Origin of the sequence: Nibrella viscosa (genome assembly GCF_039541875.1) — a bacterium.
Lineage (GTDB): Bacteria > Bacteroidota > Bacteroidia > Cytophagales > Spirosomataceae > Nibrella > Nibrella viscosa.
In genome coordinates this window covers 162,895-188,578 of the sequence record NZ_BAABHB010000006.1, presented here as the reverse complement: position 1 = coordinate 188,578, position 25,684 = coordinate 162,895, and the positions used below count along the sequence as shown (strand labels likewise).

The 25,684-nt window shown below is 51.8% G+C and carries 20 protein-coding genes; 8 read left to right on the top strand and 12 right to left on the bottom strand.

The window, feature by feature from the left end; translation table 11 throughout:
- Nucleotides 1-13: 13 nt before the first annotated feature.
- The 5 genes from ABD931_RS16515 to ABD931_RS16495 all read right to left on the bottom strand — a co-directional run bounded on the left by ABD931_RS16515 (nucleotide 14) and on the right by ABD931_RS16495 (nucleotide 6,361).
- Nucleotides 14-1,213: a vWA domain-containing protein gene (locus tag ABD931_RS16515; RefSeq protein ID WP_345268926.1), complete on the bottom strand. Its 1,200-nt coding sequence runs from the start codon at nucleotides 1,211-1,213 to the stop codon at nucleotides 14-16.
- A gap of 79 nt (nucleotides 1,214-1,292) precedes the next feature.
- Nucleotides 1,293-2,135 (bottom strand): AAA family ATPase, encoded by an 843-nt coding sequence (locus ABD931_RS16510; protein WP_345268925.1) that lies wholly within the window; start codon nucleotides 2,133-2,135, stop codon nucleotides 1,293-1,295.
- 98 nt (nucleotides 2,136-2,233) lie between these two features.
- A complete protein-coding gene (locus ABD931_RS16505) occupies nucleotides 2,234-2,797 on the bottom strand; it encodes a hypothetical protein (protein ID WP_345268923.1) in 564 nt (187 codons plus the stop codon).
- A gap of 102 nt (nucleotides 2,798-2,899) precedes the next feature.
- Complete coding sequence (locus ABD931_RS16500) at nucleotides 2,900-4,078, bottom strand: M28 family peptidase (RefSeq protein WP_345268921.1); 1,179 nt, start codon at nucleotides 4,076-4,078, stop codon at nucleotides 2,900-2,902.
- Between the two features lie 93 nt (nucleotides 4,079-4,171).
- The gene (locus ABD931_RS16495; protein WP_345268920.1) at nucleotides 4,172-6,361 is read right to left on the bottom strand and encodes a glutamine synthetase III family protein; all 2,190 of its coding nucleotides are present in this window, start codon (nucleotides 6,359-6,361) and stop codon (nucleotides 4,172-4,174) included.
- A 420-nt stretch (nucleotides 6,362-6,781) separates the two neighbouring features.
- Between ABD931_RS16495 and mtaB the strand changes: the two genes are divergently transcribed.
- The gene (mtaB, locus tag ABD931_RS16490; protein WP_345268919.1) at nucleotides 6,782-8,113 is read left to right on the top strand and encodes a tRNA (N(6)-L-threonylcarbamoyladenosine(37)-C(2))-methylthiotransferase MtaB; all 1,332 of its coding nucleotides are present in this window, start codon (nucleotides 6,782-6,784) and stop codon (nucleotides 8,111-8,113) included.
- A 170-nt stretch (nucleotides 8,114-8,283) separates the two neighbouring features.
- Here the strand turns inward: mtaB and ABD931_RS16485 are convergent, their stop codons facing one another.
- From ABD931_RS16485 to ABD931_RS16475, 3 genes are all read right to left on the bottom strand, one after another.
- On the bottom strand, nucleotides 8,284-9,612 hold the full coding sequence (locus ABD931_RS16485; RefSeq protein ID WP_345268918.1) for an ammonium transporter: 1,329 nt from the start codon (nucleotides 9,610-9,612) through the stop codon (nucleotides 8,284-8,286).
- A 59-nt stretch (nucleotides 9,613-9,671) separates the two neighbouring features.
- The gene (locus ABD931_RS16480) at nucleotides 9,672-10,865 is read right to left on the bottom strand and encodes a porin (protein WP_345268917.1); all 1,194 of its coding nucleotides are present in this window, start codon (nucleotides 10,863-10,865) and stop codon (nucleotides 9,672-9,674) included.
- A 295-nt stretch (nucleotides 10,866-11,160) separates the two neighbouring features.
- Nucleotides 11,161-11,511 (bottom strand): 4Fe-4S dicluster domain-containing protein, encoded by a 351-nt coding sequence (locus tag ABD931_RS16475; protein WP_345268916.1) that lies wholly within the window; start codon nucleotides 11,509-11,511, stop codon nucleotides 11,161-11,163.
- A 136-nt stretch (nucleotides 11,512-11,647) separates the two neighbouring features.
- On the opposite strand from ABD931_RS16475, the gene ABD931_RS16470 reads away from it, so the two are divergent.
- Together ABD931_RS16470 and ABD931_RS16465 are read left to right on the top strand one after the other, a co-directional pair.
- Nucleotides 11,648-12,682 carry an aldehyde dehydrogenase family protein gene (locus tag ABD931_RS16470; protein ID WP_345268915.1) on the top strand — a complete coding sequence of 345 codons (1,035 nt, stop codon included), beginning with the start codon at nucleotides 11,648-11,650 and terminating at the stop codon, nucleotides 12,680-12,682.
- A gap of 93 nt (nucleotides 12,683-12,775) precedes the next feature.
- Nucleotides 12,776-13,615 (top strand): universal stress protein, encoded by an 840-nt coding sequence (locus ABD931_RS16465; protein WP_345268914.1) that lies wholly within the window; start codon nucleotides 12,776-12,778, stop codon nucleotides 13,613-13,615.
- A 63-nt stretch (nucleotides 13,616-13,678) separates the two neighbouring features.
- Here the strand turns inward: ABD931_RS16465 and ABD931_RS16460 are convergent, their stop codons facing one another.
- Both ABD931_RS16460 and ABD931_RS16455 read right to left on the bottom strand, forming a co-directional pair.
- Nucleotides 13,679-15,391, bottom strand: a complete 1,713-nt coding sequence (locus tag ABD931_RS16460; protein ID WP_345268913.1) for an alpha/beta hydrolase — start codon at nucleotides 15,389-15,391, stop codon at nucleotides 13,679-13,681.
- A gap of 138 nt (nucleotides 15,392-15,529) precedes the next feature.
- Nucleotides 15,530-16,153, bottom strand: a complete 624-nt coding sequence (locus ABD931_RS16455; RefSeq protein WP_345268911.1) for a hypothetical protein — start codon at nucleotides 16,151-16,153, stop codon at nucleotides 15,530-15,532.
- 124 nt (nucleotides 16,154-16,277) lie between these two features.
- On the opposite strand from ABD931_RS16455, the gene ABD931_RS16450 reads away from it, so the two are divergent.
- The 4 genes from ABD931_RS16450 (at nucleotide 16,278) to ABD931_RS16435 (ending at nucleotide 22,045) form a co-directional block, all read left to right on the top strand.
- Nucleotides 16,278-16,871: an RNA polymerase sigma factor gene (locus ABD931_RS16450; RefSeq protein WP_345268910.1), complete on the top strand. Its 594-nt coding sequence runs from the start codon at nucleotides 16,278-16,280 to the stop codon at nucleotides 16,869-16,871.
- Complete coding sequence (locus tag ABD931_RS16445) at nucleotides 16,868-17,596, top strand: tetratricopeptide repeat protein (RefSeq protein ID WP_345268909.1); 729 nt, start codon at nucleotides 16,868-16,870, stop codon at nucleotides 17,594-17,596. Before ABD931_RS16450 ends, ABD931_RS16445 begins: the two co-directional genes overlap by 4 nt.
- Nucleotides 17,597-17,623: 27 nt before the next feature.
- Nucleotides 17,624-19,129, top strand: coding sequence for a S8 family peptidase (locus tag ABD931_RS16440; protein ID WP_345268908.1), 1,506 nt, complete (start codon nucleotides 17,624-17,626; stop codon nucleotides 19,127-19,129).
- A gap of 264 nt (nucleotides 19,130-19,393) precedes the next feature.
- Complete coding sequence (locus ABD931_RS16435) at nucleotides 19,394-22,045, top strand: CHAT domain-containing protein (RefSeq protein ID WP_345268907.1); 2,652 nt, start codon at nucleotides 19,394-19,396, stop codon at nucleotides 22,043-22,045.
- Here ABD931_RS16435 and ABD931_RS16430 read toward each other — a convergent pair.
- Together ABD931_RS16430 and ABD931_RS16425 are read right to left on the bottom strand one after the other, a co-directional pair.
- Nucleotides 22,010-23,965 carry a hypothetical protein gene (locus ABD931_RS16430; protein ID WP_345268906.1) on the bottom strand — a complete coding sequence of 652 codons (1,956 nt, stop codon included), beginning with the start codon at nucleotides 23,963-23,965 and terminating at the stop codon, nucleotides 22,010-22,012. The two genes, ABD931_RS16435 and ABD931_RS16430, sit on opposite strands and share 36 nt — an antisense overlap.
- 9 nt (nucleotides 23,966-23,974) lie before the next feature.
- Nucleotides 23,975-24,826 carry an alpha/beta hydrolase gene (locus tag ABD931_RS16425; protein ID WP_345268905.1) on the bottom strand — a complete coding sequence of 284 codons (852 nt, stop codon included), beginning with the start codon at nucleotides 24,824-24,826 and terminating at the stop codon, nucleotides 23,975-23,977.
- A 149-nt stretch (nucleotides 24,827-24,975) separates the two neighbouring features.
- Here ABD931_RS16425 and ABD931_RS16420 point away from each other — a divergent pair, with 149 nt between their 5' ends.
- On the top strand, nucleotides 24,976-25,680 hold the full coding sequence (locus tag ABD931_RS16420; protein ID WP_345268903.1) for an esterase family protein: 705 nt from the start codon (nucleotides 24,976-24,978) through the stop codon (nucleotides 25,678-25,680).
- The last annotated feature ends 4 nt before the right edge of the window (nucleotides 25,681-25,684 follow it).

The window sequence follows — 25,684 nt, the reverse complement described above, 5'->3', positions numbered from 1 at the left end:
GCACAAAAATAACTTAGTCGGCCGAATAACGCACCTTCGGATTTTTGAGGGACTTCATGGCCTGGGTGAGACCGTTGATGGTGAGTGGAAACATCCGGTCGTCGCACCAGTCCTGAATCAGTTTGATACTACCGGTGTATTTCCAATAGCCCGGTGCCGTCGGATTGAGCCAGACCAAATGCGGGTACTGTTGTTTGAAGCGGTTGAGCCAGACAATACCGGCTTCTTCGTTGTAATGCTCAATGCTGCCTTTCGCGGTGGTGATTTCGTAAGGAGCCATAGAGGCATCACCCACAAAGATCACTTTATATTCTTTGTTGTACTTATGCAGCACCTCCCAGGTTGAGATACGGTTGTGCCGGCGGTCGTTGTCGCGCCAGAGCGTTTCGTAGACGCAGTTGTGGAAATAAAGAAACTCCAGCCGCTTGAACTGGTAGCGGGCGGCCGAAAATAATTGCGAACATAACTCAATATGCTCATCCATCGACCCGCCGACATCGAATAGCATCAGCACCTTCACCCGGTTCTGCCGCGACGGCTGCATCTGTATATCAAGTATCCCACCTTTCCGGCTGGTCTCTTCAATGGTTCCGTCGATGTCCAGTTCGTCGTCCAGTCCATCGCGGGTCAGAATCCGCAGCCGGCGTAGGGCCATTTTCATATTACGGGTATTCAGTTCCAGGTCATCGTCCAGGTTGCGGTAGTCGCGCTGTTCCCAGATTTTAACGGCGGTCTTATTACCTTTCGCGTCGCCACTCATCCGAAAGCCTTCGGGGTTGTAGCCCATCGCTCCAAACGGTGACGTGCCTCCCGTTCCAATCCAGCGGTTGCCGCCTTCGTGCCGCTTATCCTGCTTGTCGAGTAGTTCCCGCAGTCGCTCCCACAGCGCATCTAATCCGCCCATTGCCAGAAGTGCCGCTTTCTCCTCATCCGATAGATCCTGGAGTAAGGCATTCGCCAGCCAGTCTGGCGGCACATCCGTCAGCACCGGTACTGATTCCGACTCTTTGCCGGCTATATACTCGCTAAACAAGCGGTCAAACAAATCCAGATGCTGCTCATGCTTCACCAGCGTCGTCTTCGACAGGTAATAAAACTCGTCTACACTCACCCCACCAGCCTCGCTCGTTAACGCTTCCAGCAAGGTAAGGTACTCCGGCAACGTCACCGGCAACGCATGTTGCCGCAGGAGGAAGAAGAAGTCGAGAAACATGGGGTGTTAAGCGTTAAAAGTTATGAGTTAAGAGTTATGAGTTGTCGGTGACTGGTAATTCATAACTCTTAACTCTTAATTAATAAGGTCTTCCCCGACTGCGGAGGGCAGTTAGCAAATCGGTATCCTGTTCGTTTTTGAGCAGCGCCCCAATGTAGGGCGGTAGCTCTTTCAGGGCTTCCAGGTCGGTCAGGTCGTCAGGGGTTATGCCGGCTACAAGCAGCAGGCGAATCCAGTCAATCAGTTCGCTGGTCGAAGGCTTTTTCTTCAGTGCCTTTACATCGCGAACGTTGTAGAAGACCGATAATGCCTGGGTCATCAACTCCTGAGCAAGCCTGGGAAAATGAACCTGCACAATCTGTTGCATCGTTTCCCGGTCCGGAAAGCGGATGTAATGGAAGAAACACCGGCGCAGGAAGGCATCGGGCAGTTCCTTTTCGTTGTTGGAGGTGATAATGACCACCGGCCGGTGCCGGGCGCTGATCGTCTGCCGCAATTCATAGCAGTAGAACTCCATCCGGTCGAGTTCCTGGAGCAGATCATTCGGAAATTCAATATCGGCCTTGTCGATCTCGTCAATCAGCAACACCGCCTGTTCTTCCGACTCAAAGGCTTCCCAGAGCTTTCCCCTCTTGATGTAAGCCGCCAAATCGCCCACGCGGGCGTCGCCCAGTTGCGAATCGCGCAGCCGCGACACGGCATCGTACTCATACAAACCCTGCTGCGCCGTGGTGGTCGACTTAACGTGCCAGGTATACAGGGGCTTCTGTAATGAGTGGGCCACCTCATACGCCAGCAGGGTCTTCCCGGTACCCGGCTCCCCTTTTATCAACAACGGCTTTTGCAAGTGAATCGCAGCATTGACGGCCGTACTCAGCTCACGCGTTGCTATATAATTCTCCGTTCCTTCAAAAAGCGTCATACATTCCTGAATGATGAATGATTAACGATAAATGGGCGATTCAGGACAATGTAAAGATGAGTCAGTCCATTCATCATTTATCGTTAATCATTCATCGTTTATTCTTCCTGTCCGTCGCTGGAAAATGAATACAGGGTATTGTCCAGTTTAAGGTTATTAGCGTTGAAATCGTGGATAAATTCCTCAATCACCTCATCGGTAATTTCTTCTACATTGAGGCAAACATCCAGGCCGATACCGTATTCAAAATCGTGGTCGACCTCGATATGCTCCTGTACTTTTACCGCTTCGGTTTCCTCCATTTCCTCAATAAATTCGGTCAGCATGAGTTCGATTTCCTCTTCCTCCTCCGGATCGATTGTGTAATTGGGTTTCCGATCTTCGGGTGGTATGTATTTCGGGAAGCTTTTCTTCACCTTATCGATGGCCATTTCGTAGACCAGACTGCTATGGTGCAGGCGCAGGGTATACATCACGGCATCGTAGATCACCTCGTTGCCTTTATACGAGCCGATAAACTGGATATGAACGCATTCGCCGGAGTCCAGCACATCCAGTTCATCATCCTCGACTTCGACAAAGGATCTACCCTCCTGTTGTAATTCTTCTTTTAACCCGGCAATTTCTTCGGGATCGTATCCCTGGTTTTTATAAGCAGCCATAGCAGTGCATTCTGTTGTTGAAAAATAAAGCGGTAAAGCTACCTATCTCGCATCGGTTAAACAAAATCATTTAATTCCCGCTCGATAGTAATCCGGCATCGGTTAAGCAGTCAGTTGCCTGACCGATGCCCATTGGCAGGCGAGGGCTTCGGCAAAATCGATGGCGGTATGCAGGGCATTTGTGTCGATAGCCGCCAGCGTATCCTCCCGGCAGTGGATACGTGGCATCCGGCCCTTTTCGGCCAGCGCGCACAGGGTAATCACGGGCACGCCGGCCCGTACCAGCCAGACACTGTCGAAATCGGCGGTATGCCATTCTCCGGTCTGCATCCGGGTTCGGAAGTCCGGTAGTTGGGCCAGCCTGGTAGCCAGCGCCGTTAATGGATTTGAATACCTGATTGCCTCCAGTGTTCCGGTTTGTTCAATCAGGGTCAGTTTGCCGGTGCCCAGGGAATCAAAATTAATGACGGCTGTTTGCCCGGCCGGCCATTCAGGGCGGTGCTGCTGTACATAGTGATAGGCACCAATCATACCGGCTTCTTTGGCACTGGTCAAAATTACTTCCAGGTCCAGGTTAGGTAAGTTTGCCTGCCGGAGCCGGTCGGCCACCGCCAGGGCTGCCGCTACGCCGGTTGCATTATCACTTGCCCCGTTGGTATAACCGTATAGCCAGTAACCCGCCGTAGACAACACGGCCTGTAGCACGAAATAGCCGAGGCAGCCATACCGCACATACAATACATACGGCAGGCCCCAGCCGGCGGCTTCGAGCGTAGCGGAGACTCCGGCTGTAATCATCAGAAAAAGGGTGAGCATCAGGGCTTTATTGACGTTACCCACCAGCCCGGATGCATAGAGTAGCGAAACAGGTGCGGTATCATAATGCGCCATCAGCACCAGTTTAGATACTGGCGCTTCGGTAGGGCGGGCGGGCCACCGACCAATTACATTGCGGGCGGTATGCTGCCAGGGGAAAAGAATAACCGGCGAATACCGCCAGTTGAAATAGAGCCACGCTAGCACCACAAAGCTCCAGATCAGTACCAGCGATGTCATTTTCAGATACGGCACCAGCCATAAACCAGTTACCAGACCCCCTACTAACCAATATACCACCGTAACGTAAGTCTTCGGAGTCCGGAACGGCTCCATCCGGATGTTGGCGTGCAGGTCGGTGAGGTAGTTCTCCAGCAGTTGGGCCGCTTCGGTTTCGCAGGGCGTGGCAGCTCCGCGATGCGGCAAACGGGTAAGCTCGCGCAGAAACGTATCCAGAGGGAACATGGGCTTAGGTGACGGTCTGGCTGCTAATATGCTGATTATCGCTAAAAAAGAAAAGCCCACCTGTCGGCGGGCCTTTCTGTACGGTGGGTACACTTATTTCACGAACAGCATTTCGCGGTATTTCACCAGCGGCCAGTCTTCGTCGTCGATAATCAATTCCAGTTTGTCTACCTCGTACCGGATCACATCGAAGAAGTCTTTAACGTCGGTAGCGTACATCTTTGCTGTATCGGCCGTATTGCCCAGGTTATTGGCTTTTTTACGGGTTTCCGTCATTTCGTGTACATTATTCTTGATCGTCAGAACCCGGCGTGAAATTTCGCGAATCAGGTCTTTCACCGGTTCAGCTTCTTCGGTCATGCCCAGGTCGACCAGCGACCTGGCGGTTTCGGCCAGTTTATTCTGGTACTTCAGCGCGGTAGAAACGACGTGGTTCATGGCCAAATCACCCATAACCCGCGACTCGATCTGTACTTTCTTGATGTACTTCTCCAGTTCAATTTCGTAACGGGATTCTACCTCCGCGTGGCTCAGTACGCCCAGTTTCTCGAACAACTCTAGGGATTCAGGCTTCAGGTATACTTCCAGCGCTTCGGGCGACGATTTGATGTTCGACAGGCCACGCCGGGCGGCTTCTTCGACCCACTCATCCGAATACCCGTTGCCTTCAAACAGAATCCGCTTGGTGTCGGTATAGTATTTCTTCAGGATGTCGACAATAGCCAGTTCTTTTTTCTCACCGGCTGCCAATCGAGCATCCAGATCCTGCTTGAACTGATTTAACTGATTAGCCACGATTGAGTTCAGCACAATCATGGTCGATGAGGAGTTGGCACCACCACCCACCGCGCGGAACTCAAACTTATTACCCGTAAACGCAAACGGCGAGGTACGGTTCCGGTCGGTGTTGTCGCGCAGCAGCGACGGAATCCGGTTGATGCCTAATTTGTAATACACGTTATCGCCTTTGTTCAGCGAAATTTCCGACTTCACTTCCAGGTCTTCCAGTGCTTTAGTCAGCGATTCACCCAGGAAGATCGACACAATAGCCGGAGGGGCTTCATTGGCACCCAGACGGTGTTCGTTACCGGCCGATGCGATGCTGGCGCGCAGCAGGTCTGCATTGTCGTGCACAGCCTTCACTACGTTCACCAGGAAGGTCAGGAAACGCAAACTTTCTTTGGGCTTGGTGCTCGGAGCCAGCAGGTTTACGCCCGTATTGGTCCCCATCGACCAGTTGTTATGCTTACCGCTACCGTTGATACCGGCAAATGGCTTCTCATGGAACAGCACCTTGAAATTATGCTTCTCGGCCACTTTCTCCATCAGGTCCATCAGCAGCGCATTATGGTCGATGGCCAGGTTTACCTCTTCAAACGTTGGGGCTACCTCAAACTGACCGGGAGCCACCTCGTTATGGCGCGTACGAACCGGGATACCCAGCTTCATGGCTTCAAACTCAAAGTCGACCATAAACGCGTTGACCCGGGGAGGAATGGTACCAAAATAGTGGTCCTCCAACTGCTGCCCGCGGGCCGGTGAGTGACCAAATACGGTACGACCCGACATTACCAGGTCCGGACGGGCGTAGAACAAGGCTTTATCAATTACGAAGTACTCCTGCTCCGGACCCAGCGTGGCGGTCACTTTGGTAACGTTCCGGTCGAAATACTGACATACGGCCGTCGCAGATTTGTCCAGGGCGGCCAGTGCTTTCAACAACGGTGTTTTATAATCCAGCGCTTCGCCGGTGTAGGATATAAATACAGAAGGAATGCAAAGGGTCTTTCCACCCGCCCCATTGTCCATCAGAAACGCCGGTGACGAGGGGTCCCAGCCGGTATACCCCCGCGCTTCGAAGGTATTACGTAGACCACCGCTCGGAAACGACGATGCATCCGGTTCCTGTTGTACAAGAGCACCCCCTTTAAATTTTTCGATGGCTTTACCATCCATCGTAATGTCGAAGAAAGCATCGTGCTTCTCGGCCGTTTCGCCGGTCAGCGGCTGGAACCAGTGCGTATAGTGGGTAGCCCCTTTGGAAACCGCCCATGCTTTCATGGCATTGGCAACCTCATCCGCAATTTCACGGTCAATCCGGCCACCCGTTTCGATAGCTTCGGTAATTTTCAGATAAGCCTCCGGTGAGAGAAGCGCCCGCATTACCTCGTTATTAAAGGTATTGGAACCATAGTAGTCGCCAACGCGCTCGGCCGGTGGAGTTACGGGCAGGGCTTGCCGGCTTTGTGCAATTTCGAGTGCCTTAAAGCGAAAGTTTGCCATTTGACTAAAGTAGGTGGTTTTGGGTGAAAAACATCCAAACTTACGACTTTCTACGCAACATTTACAAGAAATCACCAAAATTTTAAACCTATTTTAAATACTTTTTCTGTTTTTACGCCAAAACCGCAAGTTATTACTCGGTTATCGCTAAGCTTGGAAAAGCACTATTCTCACAAGAAATTGAACTCTTTCGCAAAATAATATAAGGAAGTAATGATCCGCTTTATAAGAAAATTAGGCATTCTTCCTTATCGGCCGAACGTAAGATCTAGTTTAGGCATAAACTCAGGGTATGAACCTAAATTTGCGCGACAAATACCTGGTGAATTCGTAATTTTGCGTGATTTTCTCTCAATTTGACCGGCAATTCGAACGCAGGTTACCCTTTTTCTGTATACCTGTAGAGGCTAATTCGAACCAATGAAAAAAGTAGCTTTTTATACCTTAGGCTGCAAGCTGAACTTCTCCGAAAGCTCAACGCTGGCCCGCCTGCTGGAGCAGCGCGGATATGAGCGGGTGGAGTTCAATCAGCAGCCCGACATCTTCATTATCAACACCTGCTCCGTTACCGATAACGCGGATAAAAAATGCCGCAAAATCGTGCGGGAGGCCCAGAAAATTAACCCCGACGGCTACGTGGCCATCGTAGGCTGCTATGCCCAGTTGAAGCCCCAGGAAATTGCCGGCATTCCAGGCGTGGATGCCGTACTGGGAGCTGCTGAGAAATTCCGGCTGCCCGATCTGATCGGCACGTTCGAAAAGGCACCTGCCGGACAGGGGAAAGTATATAATACATCTATTGAGGAGGTTGTGGATTATCACGCGTCCTGGTCACTGAACGACCGTACCCGGACCTTTCTGAAAGTGCAGGATGGCTGCGATTATCCCTGCGCCTACTGCACCATTCCGCTGGCCCGCGGCCGCAGCCGGAGTGATACAATTGCCAATGTAGTACAGGCAGCGCACGAGATTGCCGCCCGGGGGGTTCGCGAAATTGTGCTTACCGGGGTTAATATCGGCGATTTTGGCCTCCACAACGGCGAGCGTCAGGAGACCTTTATGGAACTGGTTCAGTCCCTGGATGGCGTAAACGGCGTCGAGCGGTTCCGGATCTCGTCCATCGAGCCTAACCTGCTGACCAACGAGATCATTGCCTTTGTCGCCCAATCGAAGCGGTTTGTCCCGCACTTCCATGTGCCCCTGCAGTCGGGCAGCAATACGGTGCTCGGGCTGATGCGCCGTCGGTACCGGAGGGAGTTATACGCCGACCGGGTGGCTGCCATTAAACGTTTTATGCCGCATGCCTGCATTGGCGTCGACGTCATTGTCGGGCATCCCGGCGAGACGGAAGATGCGTTCAACGAAACGTACCGGTTCCTGAACGATCTGGATATATCGTACCTCCACGTCTTCACCTATTCGGAACGCCCCAACACGCACGCGTTAGATATAAAACCCGTAGTTCCGGCCGGTAAGCGGGCAGAACGCTCAAAGATGCTTCATATCCTGTCCGATAAGAAAAGGCGGGCGTTTTATGAATCGCAGGTTGGCCGTGAGGCAACAGTGTTGTTTGAAGAGGATATAGAAAACGGGCAGATGCAGGGATTTACGGAAAATTATGTCCGGGTAACGGCGCAGTACGATCCGTTATTGATTAATGAAACCAAACGCGTCCGGCTCACCGGTATTACCCCCGAAGGTCTCATGGAAGTAGCCGAAACAGAGCCGGTGCCGGTTCATACGCCTGCCTGACAGCTTCAACCCAACAACAAAGGCCCGTGTGGGGCCTTTTTCTTTTCCCGTCAAAAAAATGAAGGTATCCGCTAAAAGCAGATACCTTCGACGAGTACAACAAAACCACAGTCGCACTGAATAGGCAGTCGTATGCCGTGCAGCAAGGCCTGTGGCTCTGCCGTGTTATCTTAAGCGTCAATCAGGAATTCGTCGTGCTGACTAACATCCAGACCTACTTTTTCGTCATCTTCTTTCACCCGCAGCGGTTCGATGGCGTTGGTTACGACCAGAAGCAGGTAAGACATGCCAAAGGCGAAGGCCGAAACAAGTACCAACGCCAGCAGGTGAGTCAGGAACAGCTTGGTTTCGCCAAAAGCCAGGCCCTCGTCGGCAACGGCTGCGTTCACGCCTTTGCTGGCGAAAATACCGGTCATCAGCATGCCCACCATACCGCCTACACCGTGGCAGGGGAATACATCCAGGGTATCATCCAGGGTTGACTTGGTCCGCAGGTGAGCCACAAAGTTACTGATGATGGCGGCTACCGTACCGATAAAAATTGAGGTCGGCACGGTTACAAAACCGGCGGCCGGCGTAATGGCCACCAGACCAACTACCGCCCCGATACAGAAGCCAAGCGCCGACACTTTCTTGCCTTTTGCAGCATCAAACAGAACCCAGGCCAGGCCCGCAGCTGCAGCCGCCGTGTTGGTAGTGGCGAACGCTGAGGCTGCCAGAGCGGATGCCCCAACCGCCGAACCGGCGTTAAACCCAAACCAGCCGAACCACAGCAAACCGGTACCCAACAAAACAAAAGGAATATTAGCCGGCGGGAAAAACTCAGCCCCTACGTGTGACTTCCGGCGTTTGAGGTAAATAGCGCCCGCCAACGCAGCCCAGCCGGCCGACATATGCACAACGGTACCACCGGCAAAATCCAGCACACCCAGGTTGAACAGGAAGCCCTGCGGATGCCAGGTCCAGTGCGCCAGCGGAGCGTATACGAAGATGCTGAACAGGATCATGAAGAGCACATACGACCGGAAGTTGATTCGCTCGGCCATCGAGCCCGTAATCAGGGCCGGCGTAATTACCGCAAATTTAAGTTGGAAGAAAGCAAATACCACCAGGGGTATAGTTGCGGCCAACTCCCAGGGCTTGCCGTCGAGTACCCCATTAAACATGAAGAACGTCATTGGATTCCCCACAAAACCGCCGATAGACTCCCCAAAGGCCAGGCTAAAACCAACCGTTACCCACAGCACACTGATAACGCCCATGGCAATAAAGCTTTGCAGCATGGTCGAAATCACATTTTTGTTATTCACCATGCCGCCATAAAAATAGGCCAGACCAGGTGTCATGAGCAAAACAAGGGCGGTAGCTACCAGCATCCAGGCTGTATCGCCGGTATCCAGTCCTTCAGTTACGATTGTCTTCGGTACGGCCGGCATCAATACACCCAGCACACTCAGGGCCAATAGGAGCACCAGCGGTAAGTAAGCAGGCTTTTTCATACGCATAGTCAGATTTTTGTTGTACTTGGAAAGAAAGTTTGGTACTAGTTGAATCGAGATTAGAACTTGTAAATCATAGCCATACCCAGAGTGGCCTGTGAGCTTTTAGTAAACTCGCCGTTACTGTCTTCAAACTGAAAGTTTTTTTCGGCCCCGCGTGCTGTTGGTTTGGCATAGCTGTCGACCCGAAATTCCGGTTTTAGCAGCAGGTGACCGTCGGCGGCCGTAATGTTGGCGGTGATCGTGATGGAATTAACGCTGGTGCCTTCGCCCAGGGCGTTGCGTAGGGCCCGGGCTCCACTCTTGTTGTCGAAAATCTCGTAGCGGGCCCCTAAGCCAACTTTATCAGAGATAGCGTAGTTGGAGTACAGCGCCACCCCGCCCCAGTTTTTGGTGTTTCCAATGTTTCCGGTCCCCTGGTAGTCACCTTTTTGGCCACCATAAGCAGCATTCAGTCCCAGAAAAAACTTATTGGTTATCTGATAGGTAGTCGTTAGGTCCAGAATAGCATACATCCCGGTCGAATCTTTGCCGTTGGCTTTCGGATTGGCTTCGTTACTGACCATTCCATTCAAATACAGGTTCCAGCCCGATGCAGGAGAGACAAAAAACTGCCCGATCAGACCTTTTGAGCGGTTATTATCATTCAAATTATCAATGTTGTTAACTACACCAACCATCAAGGCGGTACGATCGCTAAAGGCGTAGTTGGCTTTTACACCAATATGGTAGAACGGACCGTTGTTGAAGAGATTTGACAGCGAATAGTTATAGTTCACCGGTGCGTCAATCACCTCGTAGCCAATATGGGTACCAAACTGCCCGGCGGTAAAGGTCAGTTTATCGGTAGCTTTCCAGTTAAAATACGCCTGCTTGATCGCGAGGGCAGTTGAATTGGAGCCCAGCGGCCCCACCAGGTTACCATAGTTACCTAAATCAGCATTCGGACCGAAAGCCAGGTCAACCACGACATCTGATTTGGTGGTGCTATACCCGATCCGGGTCTGCACTAAACCCAATGAGAACTGACCGGCACGCTGATCGAAAGCCCTGGCATTACCTGCCGCTCCGAGGTTGCTCCGGGAGGCCGGCCGGTTAAAATTGGCAAAATAGTAGCTATCGATGTAGCCGGAAAAAGTGAATTTCCCTTTGTTCTCATCATCCTGCTTGGGTGCCGAAGACGATACAGGGTCTTCTGCCTTACCAATCGCGGCCATTGCGATTAGAGATATAAGTAAAACTCCTCTTTTCATACAAAATGTTTGGTGTTTTTTGGTGAATTCAAACTTTTATACCGACACACAAAGATTATACGCAAATTTTGTTTTTACAATATCTACCCAGATTATTAAAGGCATTTTCGCATTTTTTAGGTAATTTTGTTTAAAACTTCTTACTATTTAAACCTTAAATACAATAAATTTCAAAAATTTCTATCCGTTAGCCCTATTTTCAAACATAGCTATTCAAGTAATCACATTATACCAAACAAAAAAGCCCCCGGCCGAGATGGCCGGGGGCTTTTCAAAAACTCGTACGAATCAACGTTTACTCTTCTGCATGAAGCCAGGCTTTTTTGGCCAGCAGGGTATCCTCATCTTCTTCCCGATCAGGGTCGGGAACACAACAGTCGACAGGACAAACGGCCGCGCACTGCGGCTCTTCGTGAAAACCGACGCACTCCGTACATTTATCGGATACGATATAATAGAATTCATTGGACACCGGAACCTGCGGAGCTTTACCGCTCACCAGGGTGCCATCGCCAAAATCAACTTCCTCCAGGCTGGTTCCCCCTCCCCATGTCCACTCAACGCCACCTTCGTAGATGGCCGTATTTGGACATTCGGGTTCGCAGGCTCCGCAGTTGATGCACTCATCGGTGATCATTATTGCCATGAGTTGTACAAGTTTATAGCTGGAAACTCTTTTTTTGCTTTGTTATTGGACAACAAATATAATTATTTAAAGGTTGGGGCCAAACTAAAATTTATTTTTGCGGGTTGCTCTTTTCAGTAGCATTTCTTCTCTATTCATGCGGCAATCCGAACGACTGCAAACATTTGTTCAATTAGGTACTTTTTTACGTTCGCCCGAGGCTCAGCCTGAACTCGAACAGGTAGCCCGGCGAGCATTTCAGCTAAATCCGTGGTTTACAACCACCAACACCTTAACTGCTTTACGTGCTATTGCCACCCGGTACTTAGATGCCGATATGCTGAACCAGTGGGCATCCCGCTACCGGGCTGAGCCTCCGGCACCTAAACAGGTCGGCGTAGTCATGGCAGGCAATATTCCCGCCGTTGGATTCCATGATATGCTCTGTGTGCTGGTTAGCGGCCATCACCTGCTAGGAAAACTGAGCTCTCAGGATTTTGTATTAATCCAATATTTAATACAAAAAATCACCGAAATAAATCCGGCGTTTACCGAATTTATCACCGTTGCCGAACGCCTGAACGCTGCCGATGCCTATATCGCAACCGGCAGTGACAATACGGCACGGTATTTTCACCACTACTTCGGTAAAAAACCGAATATTATCCGCCGGAACCGGACTTCTATCGGTATACTGATGGGTGAAGAGCAGGACGATGAGCTGGTAAAACTGGGCCAGGATATGTTGCTGTATTACGGCCTGGGCTGCCGCAATGTCTCTACCTTGCTGATCCCGGACGACTACCGGCCTGAAACACTTATGCGGGCGCTCGAACCGCTCGCCCCCGAGTATATCCATCAGAATAAATACGTTAATAATTACGACTACAACAAATCGATCTACCTCGTCAATCAGGTTCCGCATTTTGACAACGGCTTCCTGCTGATGACCCAGAACGACACCCTGGTTTCCCCTATTTCGGTCATCTATTACCAGGTGTACCGGAATCTGGAAGAAGCCGATGCGTTTATCCGAAAACACGCGGAGACGATTCAGGTAGTTGCATCGGCTGCCCGCCGGCATAGCGAGGGCTGGTATCCCGGCAGTGTGGCATTTGGGCAGACCCAGCAACCCGGCCTGTTCGATTACGCCGACGGTGTGGATACTATGGCGTTTCTGGCTACACTTTAGTTGACGAAAGTTAGCTCGCGGCCTAATGCTCGTCATGGATTAAGTGCCGGTTTGGCGGTTGTTTTGGGGTATCAATCCAAGAAACCAAAGCCCATGCAAACGATCCTGGTACCTACCGACCTGAGCGACTTTTCGCTGAATGCGATGAACGTTGCCGCCACTATCTGCCGCGCCAGGCAGGCCAATATTCTGTTGCTGCACGTGGTACCCATTCATGCGCTTTCGCTGACCTGCTCGGATGTTTCGTTTCCGGTAGGCTCGTACGATCTGCAACGTTTGATGTCAGAAACGCTGGCAACGGCTGCGGACGAGCTGCGCCGGATTGCCTCCCGGCCCGAATACCAGGGACTAACCATTGAAACAGCTATTTTAGACGATACCGATGGGCTGACCAACGCCATTACTACCCATCCAGCCGATCTGATCGTGATGGCGTCGAGGGGCACTGCTGATATTGAAACGTTTTGGGAAACCTCCAATGCCGAAACAGTGGTCCGGTTTGCCAACTGCCCGGTACTGGTGGTGAAGGAGTCGCAGACTGCATTCGCCCCGAAAACGATTCTGTACGCGGTGGAAGTCGATGATCAGTTGAAGAAATGGCAGCGGTATCCTTTTCAGTTAAACGAGGGCAGTGAAGACGCCGACGGATACTTCCTGTACGTGTATACGCCATCGGATAACCGCGAGCCGCAGGCCATTCGGGCGTGGATCGAAGAACTGGCTCTAAGCAAAGGCATGGCGCATTACGATATTGCTATCCGCAGCGACAAAACGGCCGCCGAAGGCATTATTCGGTACGCCGAAGAGATTGAAGCCGATCTGATTGTGCTGTTTACCCACGGCCGCAAAGGATTAGCTCATCTGTTACTGGGTAGTGTAGCCGCTGACGTTCTGAATCACGCTGGTATTCCGGTACTGATCATGCGACTGTGATTGTTGCCTTTTTGAAAGCTATCCGGTAAAGCGGAGCGCCCCCAACGGTGCTCCGCTTTCTTTTTAGTACCGCCAGGATCTCAGGTCGGCGCCGGCGGGTGCCGAGGTTTCGAGTCGTTTCAGGATTTTGGGCAGGTATAGGGTATTGTACCGGAGCCGGCTAATGTAGTTGGGCTGAGTATGATCGCCGTTCCAGCAATGTTCGGCGCGGTCGCCGTAGTCCACCTCGCCGTAGTAATGCGGAGATTTTGTCTGCTTCAGAAAATCCTCCATCAGATACACGGCATTGTTCAGGTAATAATTGTCCATGTCGCCACAATAGATATGGATTTTACCTGTCAGCTTCGGCCCCAGTTTGGCCCAGTCCCGCTTCAGAATATGGAGTAGGTCGTAATTTTCGCGCCAGTAAGCCGCTACCGTCGGATCAATTTCGCCCGTTAGTTTATTCCAGATCGGTTTTGGGTAACCATCCGGCCCAACGGGTGAATAAACGGCCTGCCAGATGTCCCATTGATCGCCGGAGCGGCCATTGGTGCCCAGGGCCAGTTCACGGTGGTTCATATCCTCTACCGTACATTTGACATGACCCAGGTAATCGCGCTTGCCCGGCCGGGGAGTGCGTTTAAACGGACTGTCGAGGTAGTAGGCATTTTTGTCTTTGTAAATATCAACAACCGTATAGGCACTGAAGGTAATTGGGTCGGGGCAGGCGGCAAAACAGCCGTTGTATTCGTCCGGGTAAAAGACCTGAGCCGCCAGCGCTTCCCAGCCACCCGTTGAGCCGCCGTACAGGAAGCGGGCCCACCCCTGACCAATGCCCCGAAAACGGCGTTCTATTTCGGGTATGAGTTCATAGGTAATAGCGTCGCCGTAGGGCCCCTGGTTGGCCGAGTTCACGGCATAGGAGTCGTCGTAATACGGGGTAGGGTGCTGAATCTCCACGATTAGCATCCGGGGGAAGTCTTTGCTGGTCCACTGCCGGTAAAAATTATACGCTTCCTGGGCAACAATCTTCCGGTAGCCGTATAGATTAAACCGTTCGATGTAATCGGTTGTGTCCATCTTCGGGTCTGGGGGCGTTTCGCTGAAGCCGGAAAAATCACCGGGAAAATGTCCGTGAAAAACGCAAAGCGGATAGCGGGCGTCCGGGTGTTCATCAAAGCCGGCGGGCAGCAGCACGTGGGCCCCCAGGAACATGGGCCGTCCCCAGAACTCACTCAGCAATTTGCTCTGAATTTTTATGTGCTTTATGTATCTGGTATCCGCAGGTGCCGGAATAGGCGGGTTTTCCTGATCCATCACGAGCCGGATGAATTGCTTCTGTTTGGGATCTATCCTGATTTTTACCGGTTTGCTGAGCAGATTACCGGGAGCGGTGCGCCAGTTCTGCCCCTCGCCCCGGTCCATCGGCAATTTCACTACGTGACCGTCTTTCCGCCGGAAGGTTTCGTAGCGGTGCAGCAGGGCCTGTACATAATAATCACCGGGAGGAACATCGGCCAGGCTGCGCCGTGGATAGCCAAAGGCACGGCTATCGACCACCACCGGCTGGCCGGGCTTCAGGGCATCGACGTTCACACCAAAAACCATTTGCGTTTGTGCATCGTCGTTGATCTGAAACCGGGGTTCCGCTTTGTCGTTATTGGCCAGGATAAGCAAAAGTCGTCCGTCGAGGGGCTGATCGCTGCGCGAGGCCGGAAAGCTTACGGAAAACTGCGGCTGCGCCCATACAGTTTGGGCCAGGCAAAGAATACTTAGGACAGGTAAAAGGCGCATCGGTGAGCATCATTGTTTGGCCGCTGAATATATGTAATTTTTGTCAGTATCTGGCACAAACGAAAAACGGCCCGTTTCTGACGGGCCGTTTCGGAACGGGTAACCTAATGAGGAAGGTTGAACACAGGTTACCAATGGTTAATGCTCGCTTCCGGGCGCGTTTTGCTTTTTCGGCCGTACCGCCACGGCATCTTCCGTTACGCTCTGGTTCATGGTCACCTGATAGGAAATAGGCTGGATACGGAAGGCAATGTCGCGGGTGATTTTTTTTGTTTGCCCCTGTACCAAAACCTTATAGTTGCCGGCCGGTAACCCTTCCAGTCTGAACCGATATCCATGTTCGCGGCTGTTGGTGAACTGATCGAAAAGTGTCTGATTTTTCTCATTCATCAGCTTGATCGTCAACCGCTCACGGTCCGGATTGCTAAAAATCAGATACAGACACGACCCGTCTTTGGAGCTGAAGGTATTTACATACAGACCAGCCGGCCGCAGCGGTAAGTCCGTTGACGGTTCCTGCACAATAGCCCCTGCTGTCAGGGCCGCCATCTCAGACCCGGCATTGACCTGCTGAGCATAGGCCGAACCTATAACAAGAGAAGCAATCACACCGGCAAGGGAGAGCGCAAGGCGTCGGAACAACAACCGGGCTTCGGCATTTGCGAACCCATGCCCGCTTACGGGCCGGTTTGTTAAGGTCTCCTGCGGAGACTGATTAGCCCGCAATAGACGGGCAGGAGGAAGGTTGAACATGCGTTTCATTGTATTTATGGATTGTGTGGTTATGCTGGTTTGTCGCGCTCAGCTCCCGTTCAGGAAACAGGGGTTTAAAAAAATTTGCTTCCTATAAAGTTTTTCCGAACTTACCTTCCTTTAAAAACCATGTATGGGCTTATTTTCCAGCCAGTTCCCGGACCAGGCTATCATCGACGGAATTAAAGCCGGCGGTACCCGGCGCCGGCAGTGTGAGACCGTGTTGTTTGACCGCTACTACTATTTAGTGCGCGACGGAAGTCGCAAACACAAGCTTTCCGGAGAAGAATGTGCCAGTGCCTATACCGACACCATTCTGTCGGTTATTGATCAGATAATTGCTGACCGCTTTGAAGGCCGCTCAGGCCTTAAAACGTATGTGTATCAGATTTTTAACAATAAATGTGTTGACCTTATCCGAAAAAACGCGACTAATCGAGGGAGTGTTCATAACACGCTTTCGCTGGACGATACCATCCTACAGGTGCCCGACGAAGCCCGCCCTGCTATTCAACGGCTGATGGACCAGTATGAGGCCGAGTTGCTGCAGCAACGAATCCGCCTGCTGAGCGAAAAATGCCGCGAGATGCTACTGGCCTGGGCCGAAGGGTATACCGACGAAGAAATAGCCGGACGCCAGGGCTATAATTCATCGGATGTGGCAAAGACCAGTCGGCTGCGCTGTATGGAACGATTACGTGATTTTTATCGGGGAAAGAAACCATGAACGAACTGGAACGAATAGATGACTATTTTAGCGGCCGGATGACCGCGCCCGAGCGTACGGCGTTTGAAGCCGATCTCCAGTCAGACCCTGGTCTGGCGGATACCACGGCCTTCTATCTGATGACCCGGCGGGCCGCCAACGCCGAAAGCCGGGAGCAACGCCGGGCCGAATGGGTTACCCGCCAAAATACGACCCCCACCCCTACCCGGCGTCTGGGAATCTGGGCCTATGCGTCTGCAGCGGCCGCCTGCCTGCTGCTCATTCTGGGCATAGGCTGGTATATCCGGCAACAGAATAGCCAACCAACCGCCACCGCCCTGGCCGAAGCCTACATCAATCGGAATTTTAGTGACCTGGGGCAGGCAATGGGCGGCACCTCAGACAGCTTGTCGATGGGTAAGGCAGCCTACAATGCCGGGAAGTTTGCCGAAGCCGGTGCCCTGTTTACAGCGGTCCTGCAACGCGAGCCTGACAATCCGGATGCGTTGACATTTGCCGGCATCGTTTCCCTGCGGACTGAAAAATACGACCAGGCTATCGGCTACTTCAATCGGCTGAGCCTACTGCCGGTTTACCCCAACACCGGGACCTTTTACGAAGCGCTGGCGCATTTGAAGCGCAATCAACCGATGGATAAAAACCAGGCTGAAAAATTGCTGCAGACGGTGATCGACAAGAACTTAGCGGGAAAGAAAGAAGCCGAAGAATTGATTAATGCCTTATAGTCTCTTAAACTTTATAACCGAACAATCATGGCAACTCCCAAACAGTATAACCCTGGAGACGGCAAAGGAGGCAAAAAGCCTGCTGATGGGAAACCCCAGGACCCTGCCGAATTTATGAACGAAATCCGGAAGGTGGTTCCGGAAGACGAAAGAGATTATCTGGCGATCGATATGGCCGGCCGAGTGATCTGCAAGAAGAAATTCATCTTAGCCGAACGACCCGAGAATGGGAAAAGTTTTCTCGATGAATTCTTCGGGAAGGAAAACCAGGAGATTACCAAAACTATAGTCATTGAAGGAGATAAAAAACTAGAAAGAGAAGTAAGGCTTACCGTGCTAAAAGCGGTACAGTGCACCCAGGATGCAAAGCAGTTTGTCTTGCTAGCCTTTGCCGACAATCAGGACATTACCTTTTTTGAACAGGAGCTACTCAGTGGGGGAACAATTCAAACCGGCGATGCGGCCGGCAGCGGAAGACAGCACGGCGACCCCAAAACCTATGGCCAATCGATAATCGGTATTGGCGTTGATAACGGTCAGACCTTGTCGGAGGCAGATAAAGCCAACCTTCAGGCGGTATACGCTCAGGCAACGCAAACCAGTAAAGACCGGAAAATTGCCGTGCTGGATACCGGTATCTGGTTTCAGGATGGTGGTGCTGACCCAACGGGCAATTGCGGGCAGGTTGGAACAGGGTGGAACTTCACCGATAATAACGCTATCCCCAAAGACGATCATCCTGATTTTCACGGAACAAAAATTTGCGCAATTATTCATTCCGTAGCCCCCGATGCCCAGATCATTCCGGTGAAAGTTACGGATCGCTTTGGGGTTGTAGACTATTTTGATACCCTGTGCGGCCTGGAGTATGCCCGCATTCATAAAGCAAGCGTCATTAATGCGAGCTGGACATTCAGCAGTGCTACCAGAAGGGCCGGCAACAACCAGCCAGGGCCATACCGCCTGCTGGATGAAGCAATGACCGAACTGGAGAATGAAGGCATTTACGTAATTGCTGCGGCCGGCAACGCCGTAAACGATACCACCCTGAATTTATCTGACTCTCCGGTATTATTTCCGGTTTGCTATCCGAACGCGAATATTATTGGGGTTACCTCGGTTATTACCAACCCCGGTGGCAGATCGCTTGCCGTTTCGGAGAACTTTTCTTCTACGCACGTAGACATTGGGGTGTTATCCAATACAACGGACAATAGTTCGCCCAGAGGCCGTCGCTCCTTTGTCATTCCTGTATTTAATACGATCGAACCAGGCACCTCATTTGCAACTCCATATGTGGCCGGCAGGGTGGCAAATACTATAACTAATGAGCGTGGGCAACCGCAGAATAGCCAGAATTTGCTTAATCAGCTCGACGGCTATTCGATAAGCAGCGATGTAAAGGACAGAATCAAAGGAGAAGGCCAGTACATTGATCTTAAACAGAAAAAACAGAAGGTAACCGTACCTGTTTTGGCGGCATCCATTCTGTTTGTTTTACTCTGTATTGCCGCCCTGCTCTTCTTCTACTAAGCATACCTGGCTCTCAGAGATACACGCCTTGCATTACCTTCTATGAAAAAGTTCGTAAAAGCATTGTGGCTTGGGTACTGTATAGTTGCTGTGGGCGTCCTTTTTCCGGCCGTTGCCCCTGCGACCTGCCCGGACCGGTCTGAATTAACCCGTTCGTTTAAGGCAAGCCTTGACTTGTCAGCAGCCGAACAGATTCAACGCATCTCTTCTATACTGGCAGGCTGGCAGACATGCGGATACCCCACTGATTCTACCGTTGCCGATATGCTTTTAAAAAGGGCCAAAGCCTATTCCAATGAAAAGATTTATGACAAGGCGATTGCGGATATAAACAACGTAATTTCGTTTTATGCCCGTCCGGGTTCCCATGTCGAATTAAAAAAAGAATCCCTGGTTGAAGCGTATTACCGATTAGGCTATAATCATGGATCGCGATTCGATTTTAAAGAGGCCTCAGACGCATTTAAGAAAGGAGTTGCCGTTGGGGAAACGTTGCCTGGTTGCCGCTGGACATCCTACTGTTACAGCATCTGGGCCTATATTACCAGTGCATCAGGTGAATACCAGCGGGCAACTGAATTGGCGGAACAGGGGATGCTCCGCGGAAAAACTGCGAATGATGTGGATGGGTATCTGGAAAACTGGTACGAAAAAGTACGGGGCTTATGTGAAATCGAAGAAAATAGTACCGCCGAGACTGAAGTGGTAGCCGCCATTGCTTTCGCCAGACAGCAACCCGGGCAGGCCTTCATATTGGCTAAACTTCTTTTATTCCAGGCCCGGCTGAGAAGCCGGCGACAGGATTTGACCGGTGTGCTACGCTGCCTGTACGAAGCCAAACGGCTGAACGAAATGGAGAAGGACACCGAAGCAATCTGTGAAAGCTATCTGAATTTAGGCTTTTACCATTTAAAGTTTAACAAACTAATCGAAGCTGAGCGCTACTCAAAACAAGCACTCAGCTTCGCAGACAATACTTATTTAAGACTTCGCATACAGAATAATCTAGGTTATATCTATCAGCGACAAAATCAGTTCCTAAAAGCTTTGGCGGCTTACCAGGCTGGTTTATCTGGTATTCTGGGCACCGGAGCGGTTTCTGGTATCGACAAGCTGCCGGAGCCACAACTGATCCGGCTTGTCTCCCACAAGGAATTTATTATTTCCATGATTCAGGATAAAGCCGAAACGTGGCTAAACTTTTATAAAACAAGCCGAAATCCGGCTCACCTGCAACAGGCAATGGACACATACCAGCTCGCCGATCGGATGATCGATTACATGCGCTGGGAGCAGACCGGGACTTTATCAAAATTATATTGGCGAAAGAAAACCCGAAAGCTGTATGAGCAGGCGATCGAGGCCTGTTATTTATCCGGCAATTCACAAAAGGCGTTTTACTTTTTTGAAAAAAGCCGGGCAGTTCTTCTCACCGATAAGCTTAACGAATTAAGTGCCCGTTTACAGTTGACCCCGGAACAGGCTACATTTGAGCAGGAGTTACGGGAACGGATAAATTATCTGCAACTAAAACTGTTTAGCGTATCCCCCAAAAGCACTGCTTACCAGAAAACCCGTACCGAGCTTATGGCCAGGCAGACGGAGTTTGAACAGGTAATTAAAACGATAGAGCGTTCAAACCCTCAGTATTACCGCTATAAATACGATAACACACCGCCGTCGCTATCAAAGCTGCAATCGTATCTGACCACGCAGGCGGCCTCGCTGCTTACGTACTTTGTGGGCGACAGTGCCTTGTATGTGATGAAAGTCACCCCAACCGAAACTAAATTAATACGCCGGCCGGTTGACCAATATGCCCAATCCATGCAGCAGTTTTTGCCGCTGCTGGAGAAAAGTTCGATGCAGCTATCCGAATATGATGCATTCCTGAAAGCATCGAATTCGCTGTACCGCCAACTGCTGGAACCCATGCTGCTACCAGGCGGACGAGTCATTGTGTCGCCGGAGGGCTTTTTTTTCCCCTTTGATGCGTTGAGCCGTTCGGCACGCCAACCGCAATTTCTGATTGATTCGTATGCGTTTAGTTATGTGTATTCAGCCAGTCTGCTGCTAAAGCAAAAACCGGTTGCGGTAACCGGTGATCAGGATTTTCTTGGGGTGGCCCCGGTAACATTCGCTTCATCTCTGGGGCAGCCTACCCTGATCGGGTCGGATGTAGCCCTGGAACAGGCTCGCAGGCTGTTCGCGTCGTCTACGCTCCTTACCCAGCAGGCCGCAACCCGGCAGGGCTTCCGCCAGCATGCCCCTACAACCCGCGTTGTTCAGTTGCTAACCCATGCCGATGCCGACAGCAGCGGTCGCGAACCGGTGTTGTACTTTGCCGACTCGTTGCTGCATCTGTCCGAACTACAGGCGGAGCAGGAGTTCCATACGCAATTGCTGGTGCTCTCGGCCTGTAAGACCGGCATCGGCACCAACCAGCAGGGCGAAGGGGTATTCAGCCTGGCCAGGGGGTTCGCGCTGCTGGGTATTCCCAGTATTCTGACTACCCTCTGGAGCGTCGAAAACAAGCCTACCTATGAGATCACCAACCTGTTTTTCAAACACCTGGCCGACGGGCTTCCAAAAGACCTGGCACTCCAAAAAGCCAAACAGGAATTTCTGGCAACGGCCGGCGATGAGCGACAACTTCCCTACCATTGGGCCGGAATCCTGCTAATTGGCAACCCTGAGCCGCTGCATTCGTCCGGGAACTGGATGTATCTGCTGCCAGGATTGGGAATTGTTCTGCTGCTGATGGGGGTCTGGGTGTACAGGAAGCAACGGAAGCAACCCCAACGCCCGCCTGCTCCGGCATATGTTTCGTTTCGTGGCCCGCTCCCAACCCTGGTTTCGGGCTTGCAGACAGCCTTCCAGTCACTGCTTCCGCACATTGGCCGTAGCCGGACTTAGCAGCGGAGTAGCCGGATCGATTACGGCCTGACCACCGTAACCGGGCATGGTGAGTTTGGGGTTCAGCACGGGACCGCTCCGGAAGAGTTTGGCAGCCCCATCCGCCGGCACCGTAAATTCGATCAGATGCGCCGTTGGTCCTGTCAGGGTTACCTCAAACACGGCCCCGTTGAGCGCTCCGCCCGATACCCGGATTCTATCCGTCCGGCGTTCACCGTGACTTTGCGGAAACGAGCCGACAATAACTACCCAGGTTTTGCCGTTGGTGGTCCAGTACCGGAGGCTATAGGCCGGTCGAACGGTTTTGCGGGATTTTCCCTGCCATTTGTACGCCTGTACGCCATCGTAAGCCTCCCAGCTTGTTTTTCCCTGTTCCATCACCTCCGGGTCCTCTACCAGGATCGAGTTGTCGATAAAGCGCTCCAGGTGCTGCATGTCTTCCCGAGCCTGCAAGCGGGCATCTACCCAGTGCAAATGCTGAGTATACCAGGAAAAACTGCCATCGAGCGATACCGTATTAGGTGCATTGAAAAAGTAATTGCCCCCGTACTTGTTCAGAAAGCGGTGCCAGATACCGATAGAGTACTGATAATCAGGCGACAAGGCCAGCTTCGGACGATCCAGGCCCGGCAAAGGAGTAATATCATCAAACGGCAGTCGTCCGTTGGCCACTCGCAGCCAGATACCCTCTTCGCTGACTATGGCAATCGACTCGTTGCCTTCCGCCTGCATCTCGGCCATATGAACAATGGGAATATCCGGATTTAACCCGTTGGCTTTCAGCTTCCGGCGGATCAACTGCCAGCGGGCTTTGATCCAGCCACCCGCGTGTGCCGGTAAGACCTTCGACCAGATATACATATTCGTCTGGGTGCCCGGCTTTTTATGAACAAAGATGTCGTTGTAGTCCGACTCCAGCATATCCACGGTATGCGGGTAGTCATAATCCCAATGGACATCCTCCCCGCTAAACAAATTATCGCCTTTGGGTATTGTCAGCGTCACCGGCTTTCCGTGGGTCGTAAATGCCAGTTTATCATCATTCCGCCCGGTCCAGTGGCGAATATTGGCGCGGGCATCCGTAAAGGGAATGGTTTTATCCGGCACCGATTCGCCGGTTGGTGAGCCCTGGTAAATAGACGTACCCATCGTATATTTCATGCCAGGCACAACGTTTTTGATAACTTCACGGACGAGGATATACCGGTTTATCCAGCGCTGGTGTATTTCGGCAATTTCGAGGCCGGCGTCGCGCAACTGCTGGTAGGTACGCGATTTTCCGTCAATCTCGCATCTGGTCGTTTGGTTCCGGATCGTATTCCAGTCGTTGGCAGGCATACCGGTCCAGGACCATATTCCAATAGTTTCGATATTTGGGATAATCAGCGAAGCCCGAGGGTCGACCTGAGAAAACTCCCAAAGGCGCTGGGCAACCACATCGATAGGGGTGTGAAAATAAGTCCAGTTGCGCAAATCGCCCGGAACTACCAGTTGCTCACCCATCAGGTATGCACATTCCTGCGCTTTTGTTCGACCAGCATCCAGGTCATCATGCACATAGGCAATATCAAAATGGTTATACCCCTGCTTTTTCCAGTCGTCTATGCTGACGCCCGGAATACCGAAGGGAATATAGAAATGGTAATTGGGCGAGTAGTAGCTGTTATCGGGTAACTGGTTGCGGCCAATTTTGCCTTTCCGGTCGGTCATGCGCCGGGTCAGGATACGGGTCATGCCGGATTGCCCGCCGGCGGGTGGCAGGTTGCCGGTTTGAGAGTAGGTCTCCTGTTTTGCCGGGCTGGGCCGCGGGTGCTTTTCGTTATCTGCCGATGTGGCAGCCGTTTGTCTGACTCCTCCGGTTGTGCAGGATAGAAACGCCAGTAGCAAACCAGCCGCCGGCAGCGTTACATTATTGCGCATATACGTGAATTAGTTAGCAGCCCCGAAGGCCCAGCGTAAAAAGTCGGGCATCACCTGAGACCAGGTTTCCGGGTTATGCCGGCCGCCCATTACCTCTACGTAACGAATATCCCGTCCCCAGCGGTATCCTTTCCGCTCCAGTTCGGCAATCAGGTCGAGCGTATCGTCAATGGAATCGATAACCCCATCGTTGTCGCGGTCGTCGGTTTCGTCCAGGGTACCGGTCTGCAGCCAGAACTTAAGTCGTTTATCGGCTTTGCCTTTACGTACCAACTCATGCATGATCCGGTCGGCATCGGTATAGCCCGCGTCCAGACCTTTTTTGCGCCACCAGAAGGAGCCGGAAAAGACACCGGCTTTGCTAAAGTGCTCAGGATGATGCCAGACCAGGTCAAAGGCGGATAGCCCTCCCAGCGAGAAACCGGCAAAGACAGACCGGGCCGGATGGGTGGTTATCCGGTAGTGCTTCCGGATATAGGGCAGCAACTCCGTCAGTATAAAATTGGTATACAAACCGGCCTTGCTGCCGCGCTGCATATAATCGGCCTGCACGGCCGTGCCATACTCCTGAATACGATCACCCGCGTGAATGGCAACTAGCACAAACGAGGGAATTGCCTGCTGCTGATAGAGGGAATCCAAAATTTCAGTCAACCGCAACCGGGGCAAATCCTGACCATCGTTGAGGTACAGCACCGGCAGATCGTCGGGCCCGCTATTATAATCGGGCGGCAGAATAATATCTAGCGTTACCGGGCGATTAAGCGGAACAGACACCAGGGCGGTGTCGCGAACAACCGTAACGGATGGTTTAGAAGGGAATATGGACGAAGAAACAGGCTCAGCCGTCGGATTGTTCATTAGACGAAAAAACAAGATAAACAGGTGGTACATATAGGTTATTGATGCCGCCAAAGGTAAAGTTTGCGTCCTATATACCGACGTACTTTTTGACTTTTTCGAAATTTACCCGTTCATTAGTCCACAGATTTTACCTAATCATACTCATTTTGCACGAAGAATACCGACGATTTTACTCGCATCATCTGGGCCGCGACATCGAACTGCTGGTGTATGGCAACTGGGGCTACCCGGTCCTGCTGTTCCCGACCACGATGGGCCGTTATTACGAATACAAGAACTTTGGGTTCATTGAAACCGCCCGCTGGTTTGTAGAAACCGGCAAAATAAAACTCATTTGCGTCGATAGCATCGACCGGGATAGCTGGTACGCCAAGCACCTGCATCCCGGTGCCCGCATCTGGAACCATGTGCTATACGACCGGTTCCTGTGCGAAGAACTGGTGCCCTCGGTGCAGCGGGAGTGTAACGTCAGCAAGGTTGGCGTAGCCGGGTGCAGCTTCGGCGGCTTTCAGGCACTGAACTTTGCCTTCCGGCACCCCGATCAGGTGGCGTATATGTTCTCGATGGGGGCGGCTTTTGACATCCGTTCCTTTATGAGCGGGTACTACGACACCAATGTGTACCTCAACAATCCGCCCGATTACATTCCGAACGCCCATAACGACCATTTTTACCAGATGAAGATCGTGCTTGGGACCTCGGCCTACGATTTCTGCCGCCCGGAAAACCACCGGATGTCTGAGATTCTGAGCCGGAAACATATTCCGCACTGGCTCGACGTGCGGCCCTGGGGCGAACATGACTGGCCCGTCTGGCGCGAAATGTTTCCCCACTACCTTTCTTTAATCTAACTTG